Annotated in this window: 14 protein-coding genes; 9 read left to right on the top strand and 5 right to left on the bottom strand. The window is 73.2% G+C overall.

Features of this window, described 5'->3' with window-relative positions; genetic code table 11:
- Window positions 1–89: 89 nt before the first annotated feature.
- From ACY34I_RS12135 to ACY34I_RS12125, 3 genes are all read left to right on the top strand, one after another.
- A complete protein-coding gene (locus ACY34I_RS12135; protein WP_462754869.1) occupies window positions 90–1,226 on the top strand; it encodes an LCP family protein in 1,137 nt (378 codons plus the stop codon).
- 136 nt (window positions 1,227–1,362) lie between these two features.
- Window positions 1,363–1,641: a F0F1 ATP synthase subunit epsilon gene (locus ACY34I_RS12130; protein ID WP_148800720.1), complete on the top strand. Its 279-nt coding sequence runs from the start codon at window positions 1,363–1,365 to the stop codon at window positions 1,639–1,641.
- Window positions 1,642–1,653: 12 nt separating this feature from the next.
- Window positions 1,654–2,109 (top strand): DUF2550 domain-containing protein, encoded by a 456-nt coding sequence (locus ACY34I_RS12125; RefSeq protein WP_462754827.1) that lies wholly within the window; start codon window positions 1,654–1,656, stop codon window positions 2,107–2,109.
- 195 nt (window positions 2,110–2,304) lie between these two features.
- Here the strand turns inward: ACY34I_RS12125 and ACY34I_RS12120 are convergent, their stop codons facing one another.
- On the bottom strand, window positions 2,305–2,925 hold the full coding sequence (locus tag ACY34I_RS12120; protein ID WP_462754825.1) for a class I SAM-dependent methyltransferase: 621 nt from the start codon (window positions 2,923–2,925) through the stop codon (window positions 2,305–2,307).
- Window positions 2,926–3,056: 131 nt separating this feature from the next.
- Here ACY34I_RS12120 and ACY34I_RS12115 point away from each other — a divergent pair, with 131 nt between their 5' ends.
- The 3 genes from ACY34I_RS12115 (at window position 3,057) to ACY34I_RS12105 (ending at window position 5,764) form a co-directional block, all read left to right on the top strand.
- Window positions 3,057–4,262 carry a sensor histidine kinase gene (locus ACY34I_RS12115; protein WP_462754823.1) on the top strand — a complete coding sequence of 402 codons (1,206 nt, stop codon included), beginning with the start codon at window positions 3,057–3,059 and terminating at the stop codon, window positions 4,260–4,262.
- Window positions 4,259–4,957: a response regulator gene (locus ACY34I_RS12110; RefSeq protein WP_148800714.1), complete on the top strand. Its 699-nt coding sequence runs from the start codon at window positions 4,259–4,261 to the stop codon at window positions 4,955–4,957. Before ACY34I_RS12115 ends, ACY34I_RS12110 begins: the two co-directional genes overlap by 4 nt.
- A gap of 81 nt (window positions 4,958–5,038) precedes the next feature.
- Window positions 5,039–5,764 carry a DedA family protein gene (locus ACY34I_RS12105; protein WP_462754821.1) on the top strand — a complete coding sequence of 242 codons (726 nt, stop codon included), beginning with the start codon at window positions 5,039–5,041 and terminating at the stop codon, window positions 5,762–5,764.
- 21 nt (window positions 5,765–5,785) lie between these two features.
- On the opposite strand, the gene ACY34I_RS12100 is transcribed toward ACY34I_RS12105, so the two are convergent.
- Window positions 5,786–6,184 (bottom strand): VOC family protein, encoded by a 399-nt coding sequence (locus ACY34I_RS12100; protein WP_462754868.1) that lies wholly within the window; start codon window positions 6,182–6,184, stop codon window positions 5,786–5,788.
- Window positions 6,181–6,753 carry a cob(I)yrinic acid a,c-diamide adenosyltransferase gene (locus ACY34I_RS12095; RefSeq protein WP_462754819.1) on the bottom strand — a complete coding sequence of 191 codons (573 nt, stop codon included), beginning with the start codon at window positions 6,751–6,753 and terminating at the stop codon, window positions 6,181–6,183. The genes ACY34I_RS12100 and ACY34I_RS12095 overlap by 4 nt, the downstream gene beginning before the upstream one ends.
- Here ACY34I_RS12095 and murA point away from each other — a divergent pair.
- Together murA and ACY34I_RS12085 are read left to right on the top strand one after the other, a co-directional pair.
- Window positions 6,752–8,191: a UDP-N-acetylglucosamine 1-carboxyvinyltransferase gene (murA, locus tag ACY34I_RS12090; protein ID WP_462754817.1), complete on the top strand. Its 1,440-nt coding sequence runs from the start codon at window positions 6,752–6,754 to the stop codon at window positions 8,189–8,191. The two genes, ACY34I_RS12095 and murA, sit on opposite strands and share 2 nt — an antisense overlap.
- Window positions 8,192–8,291: 100 nt before the next feature.
- Complete coding sequence (locus ACY34I_RS12085) at window positions 8,292–9,140, top strand: 3-hydroxyacyl-CoA dehydrogenase family protein (RefSeq protein ID WP_462754815.1); 849 nt, start codon at window positions 8,292–8,294, stop codon at window positions 9,138–9,140.
- 96 nt (window positions 9,141–9,236) lie between these two features.
- Here ACY34I_RS12085 and ACY34I_RS12080 read toward each other — a convergent pair whose 3' ends face one another.
- On the bottom strand, window positions 9,237–10,085 hold the full coding sequence (locus ACY34I_RS12080) for an ABC transporter permease (protein WP_462754813.1): 849 nt from the start codon (window positions 10,083–10,085) through the stop codon (window positions 9,237–9,239).
- Window positions 10,085–10,930: an ABC transporter ATP-binding protein gene (locus tag ACY34I_RS12075; RefSeq protein ID WP_462754811.1), complete on the bottom strand. Its 846-nt coding sequence runs from the start codon at window positions 10,928–10,930 to the stop codon at window positions 10,085–10,087. The genes ACY34I_RS12080 and ACY34I_RS12075 overlap by 1 nt, the downstream gene beginning before the upstream one ends.
- A 152-nt stretch (window positions 10,931–11,082) precedes the next feature.
- Between ACY34I_RS12075 and ACY34I_RS12070 the strand changes: the two genes are divergently transcribed.
- Window positions 11,083–13,089: a protein meaA gene (locus tag ACY34I_RS12070; RefSeq protein ID WP_462754810.1), complete on the top strand. Its 2,007-nt coding sequence runs from the start codon at window positions 11,083–11,085 to the stop codon at window positions 13,087–13,089.
- Window positions 13,090–13,153 lie beyond the last annotated feature (64 nt).

Raw genomic sequence — 13,153 nt, 5'->3', positions numbered from 1 at the left:
ACTTCACGTCATCAACGTTGCTCTCTATTGCAACGAAACGGATCCGCCCGCCCGTCTACCAGTCGTGGGCGCGACGATTGGAGAAGTTCGTGGCCAAGGCCGGCACGCGCGGCGGCAAGCGGTCCATCTGGCGGGGAGTGCCGCGGTGGGCCCGGATGTGCACCATCTTCGGCGTGGTCCTCATGGTGCTGAGCGGCAGCGTGCTGGTGGGCTATCACGCGCTGGTGGCCCGCTATGAGGGCGCGGTCGGCAAGGGGGACCTCTTCGGTGACGAGGCGGCCGGCGCCACCGAGAAGAAGAGCGACATCAAGGGCCCGCTGAACATCCTGCTGGTCGGCATCGACCCGCGCGATCCGAAGACCCCGCCGCTGTCCGACTCGGTCATGATCATGCACGTGCCGGCCGGCCTGGACCGGGGCTACCTCTTCTCGCTCCCCCGCGACCTGCGGGTCGACATCCCGGCCTTCCCCAAGGCGCACTACTCCGGCGGCACCGGCAAGCTGAATGACGCCATGTCGTACGGCAGCAGGGTGTCCGGGCAGAACCCCGACGCCGCGCAGGGCTTCGAACTGCTCGCGAAGACCGTCCAGCAGGTCACCGGGATCGAGCGCTTCGATGCCGGCGCGATCATCAACTTCACCGGCTTCCGGAAGATCGTCGACGCCATGGGCGGCGTCGAAATGTACATCGAGCGGGACGTGAAGTCGGAGCACCGCCAGCCCGACGGCACCATGCGCCAGCTCAAGCCCGGCGGTGGGGGCTACCTCGGCCCGCAGGCCGAGTACAAGAAGGGCAACGCGCACCTCAAGGGCTGGCAGGCGCTGGACTACGTGCGGCAGCGCTACCCGCGCAACGGCGTGCCGGACGCCGACTACGGCCGGCAGCGGCACCAGCAGCAGTTCGTCAAGGCGATGGTGAGCCAGGCGTTCAGCGCCGACGTGGTGACCAACCCGGTGAAGCTGGACCGGGTGCTCCGCGCCGCCGGCGAGTCGCTCATCTTCAACGGCCGCGGCAACAGCGTGGTCGACTTCGCGCTCGCCCTGAAGGGCATCCGCGCCGACTCGATCCAGACGATCAAGCTGCCCGGCGAGGGCATCGGCACCGGCTCGGCGTACAAGGGGGAGCGGCTGCTGCCGCCGGCCGACGACTTCTTCGCGGCCCTCCGCAACGAACAGATCGACGCGTTCATGCTGGAGCACCCCGACTTCAAGCAGAAGACCAGTTAACCTGAGCGCCAACGGACCCCGGCGGGTGCCGGGGCTCGTTGACATGACCGTGGCGCAGCTCTCGCCACCCGCGTTGGGTGGGGCTCGGGGCCGCGACTAGACTTTCGGCAATCCGCCGCCGCAGCAAGGAGACAGCGTGGCACAGCAGCTTCACGTCGAGCTCGTAGCCGTCGAGGAGAAGGTCTGGTCCGGCGAGGCCGAGATGGTCGTCGCCCGGACGACCGAGGGTGAGCTGGGTGTGCTGGCGGGGCACGCGCCCCTGCTCGGCCAGCTCGCCGAGCCCAGCCAGGTACGCATCAAGCAGGCCGGCGGCCAGCAGCTCGCGTACGACGTGGCTGGCGGCTTCGTGTCGGTGACCGGTGAGGGCGTCACGGTCCTCGCCGAGAGCGCCACCCCCGCCACCCCGGCGCGCTGAGCCGACCCGCCGATGGAGATCGTGGAAGGGATCGGAATCGGCGTCGCGGTCGTGCTCGCCTCGCTTCTGATCCTCTTCGTCCGGCGGGCACTGTTCACCCGCAGCGGAGGCATCATCCGGCTCAGTGTCCGGGTCTCCACGATCCTCGACGGCCGAGGCTGGTCACCCGGCTTCGGCCGTTTCGTCGGCGACGAACTTCGCTGGTACCGCATGTTCAGCTTCGCCCTGCGGCCCAAGCGGGTGCTCTCCCGTAAGCGGCTCGCGGTGGAGCGCCGCCGGCTGCCCGAGGGGCAGGAACGGCTCTCCATGCCGGCCGACTGGGTGATCCTGCGCTGTACCAGCAATCACGCACCGGTGGAGATCGCCATGGCGCGATCCACGGTCACCGGCTTCCTCTCCTGGCTCGAGGCCGCCCCGCCCGGGGCGGTCTCGCCGCGTCTGGCCTCCCAGGACTGGCCCGCCGCCTGATCCCTCGCCCCTGGTCCGTCCTGGGTCGCGGTCTGGGGCTCGCCGCCTCCTCGTGGAGTGTGTCGCCTTTGGCGCGCTGGCCAGGGCTTGATCGACTCCATATACGCGATGTGGCGGTGTCGACGGCTGCCGGATGCCGCCGTTTACGCGACCTGGTGTGGATCTTCGGGGGTTCGGCCCCTCTGTCCGGGCGTTCTAGCGGGAGCCCGGGGCGAGTGAGGCGAGTGGCGCGAGCGGGCGGCGGCAGTGGTACACGAGGGCGGGTGGCAGGTTGGCCCAGACGGTCCGGCCCACGGTCACCTCGTCGAAGACGCCGGTCAGCAGCCGGTGGAAGCGCCGGGCCGGGCGGGTCGGCAGAGCGTGCCGGTACGCGAAGGTGGTGAAGACCCCGCCGGCGTTGAGCGCCCCGACCACCGCGGCGAGGATCGCCCGTTGCCGTCGGGCGGGAAGGGCGGCCCAGGGCAGCCCGCTGACCACCACGTCGGCCGCCGCGAGCCGGCGTTCCGCCAGCAGCTCCCCGAGCGCGGCGGCGTCGGCGCGTACCACCTCGACGGCGGGGTGCCGGCGGGCCAGGCCGGTGGCGAACGCCGGGTTGAGTTCGACCGCCAGGTGGTGGCCGCGGCCGGCCAGCCGCTGCTGGATCGCCCCGGTGAACGCTCCGGTCCCGGGGCCGAGCTCGACCACCAGCGGGTGCCCCACCCGCGGCACCGCCGCCGTGATGTCCCGGGCCAGGGTGGGCCCGCTGGGCAGCACCGCGCCGGTGGTGAGCGGGTGCCGCATGAACTGGGTGAGGAAGGTCGGCGCGTCGCTGATCACGCTGGTCGACGCTAGGCGCGGGACGGCCGGGCGGACCTCGTGCCGGCGGTCGGCGTACCGGCCACCTGGAGGAGGCACGGCGGCCGATGGGAGGGCCGTCGGCGGCGCCGGTCGTCCGTATGGTTGGCCAGGTGACGGGTGGGTGGCGCGGCTGGTGGCGGGAGCTGCTGCTCGGGCTGGCCACGGCCGGCGTGGGCCTGGCGACCACCCGGATGGCCCGGCCCGGGGTGGCCCGCGAGGAGTGGGCGGAGGTCTTCGCGGTCCTCGCCGGGCTGGCCCTGGTGGCCGTACGGCGGTGGCCCTGGCCGGTGCTGCTCGCGGAGTCGGCGCTGATGGTCGGCGGCGGCGCGGTGACGCTGGCCGGTGGCGGCATCCCGCAGCTAGCCGGGGCGGTCGCGCTGGGCTACGTCGCATACCGGTGCGGCCGGTCGGCGACGGTGGCGGGGTATGCCCTCTACCTCGGGGCGACGCTGGGCGACGCCCTGCAGCGCGACGCGGGCGTCCTCACCGGCGGCACCGGGGTGATCCGCCTGGTCCTGCTGGCCGGGGTGGTCGCCGCGCCGGTGGCGTTCGGGCGGTATCTGCGCGGGGTGCGGCAGGCCGCGGCGGCGGCCGAGGAGCGCGCCCGGGAGGTGGAGGAGCGCCGCGCGGCGGAGACCCGGGCGGCCCGCCTCGCCGAGCGGGCGGGTGTCGCCCGGGACCTGCACGACATCGTGGCCCACCACATCGCGGCGATCGCCCTGCGCGCCGGCGCGGCCCGGTACGCCGTGCAGCACACCGGCCGCACCGACGAGGCGGTGTCCGCCCTCGGCGAGCTGCGGGACACGGCCGGGCAGGTGCTGGACGAACTGCGGGAGCTGCTGGAGGTGCTCCGGGACCCGGAGGCGGTCGAGCCGACCGACCCGCAGGTGGAGCCGGAGCAGGTGATCCGGGACGCCGCCCGGCGGGTCCGCGAGGCGGGTGTGGCGGTCCAGGTGAGCGTGTCGCCCGCGCTGGCCCGGGTGCCGCTGGTGGTGGGTACGACGGCCGCGCGGGTGGTGCAGGAGGCCCTGACCAACACCCTCAAGCACGCCGGACCCGGGGCGATCGCCTCGGTGGACGTCCAGGGGGTCGACGGCGCGCTGCTGCTGGAGGTGCTGGACAGCGGGCCGGTCCGGCAGCAGCTCGCCGAGCCGGATCGTGGCCGGCCAGGGCGTCCCCCGCTGCCCCCGTCCGGCTACGGGCTGAGCGGGATGCGGGAGCGGGTGGGCCTGCTCGGTGGCACGTTCACCGCGACGGGCACGGAGGGCGGTGGCTGGCGGGTGCAGGCGCGGCTGCCGATCAGGGAGATCAGATGATCAGGGTGCTCGTGGTCGACGACCAGACGCTGGTCCGGGCCGGGGTGGGTCTGCTGCTGCGGACGGCCGGTGGTTTCGAGGTGGTGGGCGAGGCGGGCAATGGCCACGACGCGGTGCGCCTCGCCGAGCGGCTGCGGCCGGACGTGATCCTCATGGATCTGCGGATGCCTCGGATGGACGGCATCGAGGCGACCCGGCGGATCCTGGACCGGCAGCCGGCCGCCCGGGTGCTGGTGCTGACCACCTTCGCCGACGACGTCAACGTGTACGGCGCGCTCGGCGCGGGCGCGATCGGCTACCTGGTGAAGGACGGGGCCCCGGAGGAGCTGATCGACTCGGTGAGCCGGGCGGCGCGGGGGGAGACCCTGCTGGCGCCGCCGGTGCTGGCCCGCGTACTGCGCCGGGCGCTCGCCGCCCACGACCGGGAGCAGCGGCCGCACCCGGACGCCCGCGCGGCGGACCTGCGGCTGCTGAGCACCCGGGAGCGGGAGGTGCTGGCTCTGGTCGGCGCCGGGCTGTCGAACGCGGAGATCGGCGTGCGGCTGCACCTCGGGGTGACCACCGTGAAGACGCACGTGTCGGCGGCCATGGAGAAGCTGGAGCTGCGCAATCGGGTGCAGGCGGCGGTGCTGGCGCACCGGCTCGGCCTGGTCGACGACGACTTCAACCCCGTGCCCGGTGCGGGGGAACCCTAAGGGGGTCGGCGGCCACCTGGAGGACCCGGGCGGGCCGGCGGGAGGAGGGCGGTGTCGCCCCGGCGCGGCACGCTGGGTGACGTGACCTTCCTGGATTCCCTGCTGGACCGGCTCGACCACCTGCCGCCGGGTTACGTCCTGCTGGCCGCCGCGGCGGTGCTCGCCGCCGAGGTGGGCCTGCTGGTCGGCGTGGTGCTGCCGGCCGCCACCACCATGCTGACGGTCGGCCTGCTGGCCCGGGACGGCCGGCTCGACCTGGGCCTCGCGCTCGCCGTCACCACGCTCGCCGCGTTCGCCGGGGACCAACTCGGCTACCTGGAGGGGCGGCTGCTCGGGCCCCGGCTCCGGCGTGGCCGGCTGGGCCGCCGGGTGGGGGAGCACCGCTGGCAGCGCGCCGAGGCGCTGGTCGCGGCGCGCGGTGGGCCGGCGGTGCTGCTGGGCCGGTGGACCGCGTTCGTCCGCACGTTGGTGCCTCGGGTGGCCGGGGCGGCCGGGCTGCCGTACCGCCGGTTCGTGCTCTTCGACGGGCTGGCGGTGGCGGTCTGGGTGCCGGGGACGGTGCTGCTGGGCTGGGCCGTCGGCGCCGCGCGGACGGCGCTGCCGGCCGCCGCGGGGGTGCTGGTCGTCGCGGCGGTCACCGCCGCCGTCGGCGGCCACCGGTTCCGGGTACGGCGGGCGCGCCGGCCGGCCGCGCAGGCCTGTCCGGGACCGGCCCGGGTGCGCGGCCGGTCGAGTGGCCGGCGGGGCGGCTCCCGCCGGCCCGGCGCCGGCCAGCACGCCCCGGCCCGCCGGGGTGCCGTGTGCTGAACGTCGGGCTGGGGTGACCGCTCAGTCGAGTGCGCCGACCAGTTCCACCTCGTAGCCCTGCCCGTCCGCGAGGTATGCGGCGTACGTCCCGGGGCCACCGGCGTGCGGGTGACGGTCCGGGAAGAGCAGTTCCCACCCGTGCTCCGGGGCGGCCGCGACCAGCCGGTCCACCGCGGCCGGCGGGCCGGCGTGGAAGGCCAGGTGGTTGAGGCCCGGCGCGAGCCGGTCGTGCACCCGGCCGGAGAGGGCAGGGGACTCCTCGATCACCAGGTAGGTGGGGCCGAGCCGCCAGGACCGGCCGGCCGGCCAGTCCTGGTACGGCGTCCAGCCCAACTCGCCGAGGAGCCAGCCCCAACTGTGTCTGGCGGCGGCGAGGTCGGGTACCCAGACCTCCACGTGGTGCAGGGCCCCGGCGGTCAGCGCTTACCGCCCGGCACCCATAGCACATCGCCGTCCGGATTTGCCGTTCTTGCCAGGATAAAGAGCAGATCGGAGAGCCGGTTGAGATACTTTGCCGGGAGGGTGCTGGTCCGCTCCGGATCGTGCGCGATCAGGGCCCACGCCGCCCGCTCGGCGCGCCGGGCGATCGTCCGTGCCACGTGCAGCAGCGCCGCACCAGCGGTGCCACCGGGGAGGATGAAGGAGTCGAGCTTGCTCAGGCGCCCGTTGTACTCGTCGCACCAGCCCTCGAGGCGCTTGACGTACTCCTCCGTGACCCGTAGCGGCGGGTACGCCGGATCCGGCTCCACCGGGGTCGACAGGTCCGCCCCGACGTCGAACATGTCGTTCTGGATCGACCCGAGGACCGCCCGCAGCTCGTCATCGAGCTGCCCGAGGGCGAGCGCGACGCCGATCGCGGCGTTGCACTCGTCCACGTCCGCGTACGCGGCGATCCGCGGATCGGTCTTCGGCACCTGCTCGTTGTTGCTCAGCCTGGTCATGCCGGCATCGCCGGCCTTGGTGTAGATGCGCGTGAGGTGGACGGCCATGACGCACAGCCTACGGATTCCGGACCTGACCATCCCGGCCCGGCCGGCCCAGACCGGTTGGCCGGCCGGGGTCGGTCCCGGCGACGCGGGTGATCCGGCGGTCAACGACGTCGACGTCATCCGGGTGCTCGGTGAGGCCCGGCTGGCCGGCACGGTGCACGTGGTCGGGGCGAAGAACTCGGCGCTGAAGCTGATGGCCGCCGCGCTGCTCGCCCCGGGACGCAGCGTGATCACGAACGTCCCCCGGATCACCGACATCGCCATCATGGGCGAGGTGCTGCGCCGACTGGGCTGCGGCGTCCGGTTCGCCGCCGACGACCCGGTCGACCCGATGGTGGCCCGGGGCGGGGTGGAGCGCTCCCGGTCGGTCGTCATCGACGTACCGGAGCAGCCCGGCGCGGAGGCCGACTACGACCTGGTCCGCCGGCTGCGCGCGTCGATCTGCGTGCTCGGCCCGCTGCTGGCCCGCCGGGGGTACGTGCGGGTGGCCCACCCCGGTGGTGACGCCATCGGGTCGCGCGGCCTGGACATGCACATCTCCGGCCTGACCCGGATGGGTGCCGAGATCTCCGGCGAGCACGGCTTCGTCATCGCTGAGGCCCCGGAAGGCCTGCACGGCGCGGACATCGTGCTGGACTTCCCGAGCGTCGGCGCCACGGAGAACCTGGTGATGGCGGCGGTGCTGGCCGAGGGCACCACGACGATCGACAACGCCGCCCGGGAGCCGGAGATCGTCGACATCTGCACCATGCTGAACCACATGGGCGCCCGGATCGAGGGGGCCGGCAGCTCGACCCTGCGCATCGTCGGGGTGCCCGAGCTGCGCCCGGTGCGGCACGCCACCGTGGGCGACCGGATCGTCGCCGGCACCTGGGCGTTCGCTGCCGCGATGACCCGCGGGGACGTCACCGTGACCGGCGTAGACCCGGCGTTCCTGGAGGTCGCGCTGGACAAGCTGGTCTCGGCCGGCGGCCTGGTGGAGACCCGGGCCGACGCCTTCCGGGTACGCGTCGACGACCGCCCCGCGGCCGTCGACGTGGTGACCCTGCCGTACCCCGGGTTCGCCACCGACCTGCTGCCCATGGCGATCGGGCTGGCCGCGGTGAGCGACGGGGCGTCCCTGATCACCGAGAACATCTTCGACGGCCGGTTCATGTTCGCCAACGAGATGATGCGGCTCGGCGCGGACATCAAGACCGACGGTCACCACGCCCTGGTCTGCGGTCGCGGGCGGCTCTCCGGCGCCCCGGTCCGCGCCACGGACATCCGGGCCGGCGCCGGCCTGATCATCGCCGGGCTCTGCGCCGACGGCGTCACCGAGGTCTCCCACGTGCACCACGTCGACCGCGGCTACCCCGACTTCGTCGCCGACCTGCGGGCGCTCGGCGTGGAGGTGGAACGCGGCACCGCGCCCGAGGAGCCGGATCTCGCCATCTGAGGGGCGCGGGGCTCTCGCTCGGCCGAGACAGCCCTTAGCACTCGTTCAGGCTCGCCGACTAGGGTGCTGGCAGACACTCAATCAGGCGAGGGAGAAGCAGATGGCGGGTCGACTCGCGGTCGTCGGTGCCGGGCTGATGGGCTCGGGCATCGCCCAGGTCGCGGCGCAGGCGGGCTGGCAGGTGACGCTGCGGGACCTGGACGACGCGGCCACCAAGCGGGGCGTCGACGGCATCCGGAAGTCGCTGGAGAAGTTCGCCGAGAAGGGGAAGATCGAGGCGTCCGAGGTCGAGGCCAGCCTGGCCCGGATCACCCCGACCACCGACCTGGAGGCGGCGGCCGACGCGGACATCGTGGTCGAGGCGGTCTTCGAGAAGATCGAGATCAAGCACGAGGTGTTCCGCGCGCTGGACAAGATCTGCAAGGCGGACGCGGTGCTGGCCACCAATACGTCGGCCATCCCGGTCACCCAGATCGCCACGGCCACCGAACGCCCGGAGTCGGTCGTGGGCACCCACTTCTTCTCGCCGGTGCCTATGATGAAGCTCTGCGAGCTGGTCCGCGGCTACAAGACCAGCGACGAGACCCTGGCGACCGCGAAGGCGTTCGCCGAGGGGGTGGGCAAGACGGTGGTGGTGGTCAACCGGGACATCGCCGGCTTCGTCACCACCCGGCTGATCTGTGCGCTGGCCATGGAGGCGGTCAAGCTGGTCGAGTCCGGCGTGATCTCGGCCGAGGACCTGGACACCGCCTGCAAGCTGGGCTTCGGTCACGCCATGGGCCCGCTGGCCACGGTCGACCTGACCGGGGTGGACGTGCTGCTCAACGCCAGCAAGAACATCTACACCGACACCGCGGACGAGAAGTTCTTCCCGCCGGAGTTGCTCCAGCGCATGGCGACCGCCGGCGACCTGGGCCGCAAGACCGGCCAGGGCTTCTACGCGTACTGAGGCGTGCCGCTGACGCCCCCGACCGCGCGGCGGCCGGGGGCGTCACGCCGTCCGGGGCGGGGTGAGCGCGGGGCCCAGCAGACCCTTCCCTCCGGCTCAGCCGTCGCGCTTGGTGGTCCAGCGGAAGGTGGTCAGGCAGAGGACCAGGCCGATCACGCACCACAGCGCCAGCACCAGGGCGACCCGGCCCAGCTCGAACGAGCCGGCCGGCTCCTGGGCGCCAAAGCTGTCCGGCAGGAAGACGGCGCGCAGCCCCTGGCACGTCCACTTGAGCGGGAAGAGCGCCGCGATCTGCTGCATCCAGCCCGGCAGGCCGGTGAAGACGAAGAACACGCCGGAGATGAACTGCAGGATCAGCGCCACCGGGGTGACCACCGCCGAGCCGCTGCGGGCAGTGCGCGCCAGCGAGGAGATGGCGATGCCGCACAGGGTGCAGGCGGTGACGCCGAGCGCGGCGACCCAGGCGAAGGTGAGCCACCTGCCCGCCGTGCTGGGCAGGTTCAGATCGAAGAAGACGGCGGAGACGGCGAGCAGCAGCGCGGTCTCGGCGACGCCGATCGCCACCACCATGATCACCTTGCCGGCGAACCACACCCACTTGGGCATCGGAGTGCCCCGATAGCGCTTGAGCACCCCCCGGTCCCGCTCGATCGGGATCCAGATGCCGAGGTTCTGGAAGCTGACCGTCATCAGGCCGGTCGCGATCATGCCGGTGATGAAGTACTGGGTGTAGCTGACGCCGGGGGCGATCTCGTCGTTGAAGATCGAGGCGAAGATCAGGATCATGATGATCGGGAAGCCCATCGTGAAGACGACGGACTCCCGGCTGCGCAGGAACTGGGTGATCTCCAGCCGGCCCTGCCGCAGCGCCAGGGCGCCGGCGCCGAGGCGACGCCCTCCGGCGGTGGTGGCGACCGGGGCGGCCGGCTTCGTGGTGGTCGTCATCAGTGTCCGATCATCCGCAGGTAGACGTCTTCCAGGGTCGGCCGGGTCACCGTGAGCCCGGGGACCTCGCCGCCGAAGCGCGCGGCCAGTTCCGCGACCAGCGCTGTCGGCGTCGCGGTCGCCGCGCTCTCCGGCGTTCCCTCCGGGGTACGCCAGGAGACCGTCGCCAGGGCCTCCTGCCGGTTGCCGAGCCGGTTCGGCGGGGCTACCTCGACCACCCGGCCGGCGGCGATCACGCCGACCCGGTCCGCCAGGGCCTCGGCCTCGTCCAGGTAGTGCGTGGTCAGCAGGATGGTGGTGCCGGCGGCGGCGAGGTCCCGGATCAGCTCCCAGAACTCGCGCCGGGCCTCGGGGTCGAAGCCGGTGGTGGGCTCGTCCAGGAAGAGCAGTTCGGGGCGGCCGATGATGCCCAGCGCCACGTCCAGCCGGCGCTTCTGCCCACCGGAGAGGGTGTGCGTACGGGCCCTGGCCTTGGCGCCCAGCCCGACTCGCTCGATGACCTTGTCCGGGTCGTCCGCACCCGGGTAGAAGCCGGAGAAGTGCCGCACCACCTCGGCGACGGTCAGCTCGTCGAACTCGCCGGTGCCTTGGAGCACGATGCCGACCCGCGAGCGCCAGTCGGGGTCCGGGTGGGCCGGGTCGGCGCCGAGCACCCGGACCTCGCCGGCGTCGCGCTGCCGGTAGCCCTCCAGGATCTCCACGGTGGTGGTCTTGCCGGCGCCGTTCGGGCCGAGCAGGGCGAACACCTCGCCCCGGTGGACGTCGAGGTCCACGCCCGCCACCGCGAGGTTGTCTCCGTACGCCTTGCGCAGCCCCCGTACGGAGATCGCGAGCTCGTCATCCATGACGTCCAGTGTGCGACTCCGGCGCGCCGGCCGGCGGCGCGGGGGTGTGGTGGTCTCGGCCATGTCGCGCCGCTCGTGCCCGGTGGTCCCCTCCATGGACCTGTGTGGTTTTCCACAACCCGTTTTACTGAACGGTAACTTAGACTCCGGCCATGGATGAGAAGGCTCCCTCGGGGCGGCTGCCGGAGCGCGACCGGCCCTGGGTGATGCGCACCTACGCCGGGCACTCCTCCGCCGCGGCCACCAACGCGCTCTTCCGCCGCAACCTGGCGAAGGGGCAGACCGGTCTCTCCGTCGCCTTCGACCTGCCCACCCAGACCGGGTACGACCCGGACCACGAGCTGGCCGCCGGCGAGGTGGGCCGGGTGGGCGTGCCCGTGGCGCACCTCGACGACATGCGGGCACTCTTCGACGGTCTCCCGCTCGCCGAGCTGAACACCTCGATGACCATCAACGCGCCGGCCATGTGGCTGCTCGGCCTCTACGCCGCGGTCGCCGCCGAGCAGGGCGCGGAGCTGGCCCGGTGCGCCGGCACCACGCAGAACGACATCATCAAGGAGTACCTGTCCCGGGGGACGTACATCTTCCCGCCGGCGGCGTCGCTGCGACTGACCGCCGACGTCATCGCCTACACGCTGCGCGAGATGCCGAAGTGGAACCCGGTCAACATCTGCTCGTACCACCTGCAGGAGGCCGGTGCGACGCCGGTGCAGGAGGTCGGCTTCGCCCTGGCCACGGCGGTCGCCGTGCTCGACGCGGTGCGCGACTCCGGCCAGGTGCCCGCCGAGCGGATGGGCGACGTGGTGCAGCGGATCTCCTTCTTCGTCAACGCCGGGGTGCGCTTCGTCGAGGAGATCGCCAAGATGCGCGCGTTCGGCGCGCTCTGGGACGAGATCACCCGCGACCGGTACGGCGTGGCGGAGGAGAAGCAGCGCCGCTTCCGGTATGGCGTCCAGGTCAACTCGCTCGGCCTCACCGAGGCCCAACCGGAGAACAACGTGCAGCGCATCGTGCTGGAGATGCTCGGCGTCACCCTCTCCCGGGACGCCCGGGCCCGCGCGGTGCAGCTCCCCGCCTGGAACGAGGCGCTCGGCCTGCCCCGCCCCTGGGACCAGCAGTGGTCGCTGCGGATGCAGCAGGTGCTGGCGTACGAGTCGGACCTGCTGGAACATCCCGACCTCTTCGCCGGCTCGCAGGTGATGACCGCGCTGGTCGACGACATCGTCGCCGGTGCCCGGGTCGAGCTGGCGAAGGTGCTGGAGCTGGGCGGCGTGGTGGCCGCCGTGGAGACCGGCTATCTGAAGAGCGCCCTGGTGGCCTCGCTCGCCGACCGCCGCCGGCGGATGGAGGCCGGCACCGACGTGGTGGTCGGCGTCAACCGGTTCACCGAGACCGAGCCGTCGCCGCTGACCGCGGCCGGTGCCGAGGCGATCGAGCAGGTCGATCCGGCCGTCGAGGCGGCCGCCGCGACCGCCGTACGCCAGTGGCGAGCCGGCCGGGACGCGGCGGCGGCGGACGCGGCACTGGCCCGGCTGCGCGCGGACGCCGCGACCACGGCGAACCTGATGCCGGCGACGCTGAAGTGCGTGCGGGCCGGGGTGACCACCGGCGAGTGGGCCGGCGCGCTGCGCCAGGTCTTCGGCGAGTACCGGGCCCCGACCGGCCTCTCCGGCGCCGCCGGGGCGGGTGGAGACGCGGGGCTCGCGGGGGTCCGCGAGCGGGTCGCCGCGACCGCGCGCGAGCTGGGCAGCGGCCGGCTGCGGCTGCTGGTCGGCAAGCCCGGCCTGGACGGGCACTCCAACGGCGCCGAGCAGATCGCGGTACGCGCCCGCGACGCCGGCTTCGAGGTGGTCTACCAGGGCATCCGGCTGACCGCCGGACAGATCGTCGCCGCAGCGGTCGAGGAGGACGTGGACCTGGTCGGGCTGTCGGTGCTCTCCGGCTCGCACCTCGCCGCCGTGCCGGCGGTGCTGGACGGGCTGCGCGCCGCCGGGCGGGCCGATCTGCCGGTGGTGGTCGGCGGCATCATCCCCACCGGCGACGCGGAGGCGCTGCGGGCGGCCGGTGTGGCCCGCGTCTTCACGCCGAAGGACTTCGCGTTGACCGGCATCATCGACGAACTGGTCACCGTGATCCGCGCGGCCAACGGCCTGCGCTGAAAGCAGGGCCCCAAGCCCACCGAGAGCAGCCCACGACGCGGACCCAACCCGGAACCGCGACCAG

The organism is Micromonospora sp. RTBAU3-60 (assembly GCF_054963695.1).
The sequence above is the reverse complement of the archived record's forward strand: the minus strand, read 5'-3'. Positions and strand labels throughout refer to the sequence as shown.

Coding starts and splice junctions, on each gene's coding strand:
- ACY34I_RS12125 (WP_462754827.1), top strand. CDS start 1,654: ATGGAGATCGTGGAAGGGATCGGAATCGGCGTCGCGGTCGTGCTCGCC.
- ACY34I_RS12110 (WP_148800714.1), top strand. CDS start 4,259: ATGATCAGGGTGCTCGTGGTCGACGACCAGACGCTGGTCCGGGCCGGG.
- murA (WP_462754817.1), top strand. CDS start 6,752: ATGACGCACAGCCTACGGATTCCGGACCTGACCATCCCGGCCCGGCCG.
- ACY34I_RS12095 (WP_462754819.1), bottom strand. CDS start 6,753: ATGGCCGTCCACCTCACGCGCATCTACACCAAGGCCGGCGATGCCGGC.
- ACY34I_RS12085 (WP_462754815.1), top strand. CDS start 8,292: ATGGCGGGTCGACTCGCGGTCGTCGGTGCCGGGCTGATGGGCTCGGGC.
- ACY34I_RS12080 (WP_462754813.1), bottom strand. CDS start 10,085: ATGACGACCACCACGAAGCCGGCCGCCCCGGTCGCCACCACCGCCGGA.
- ACY34I_RS12075 (WP_462754811.1), bottom strand. CDS start 10,930: ATGGATGACGAGCTCGCGATCTCCGTACGGGGGCTGCGCAAGGCGTAC.
- ACY34I_RS12070 (WP_462754810.1), top strand. CDS start 11,083: ATGGATGAGAAGGCTCCCTCGGGGCGGCTGCCGGAGCGCGACCGGCCC.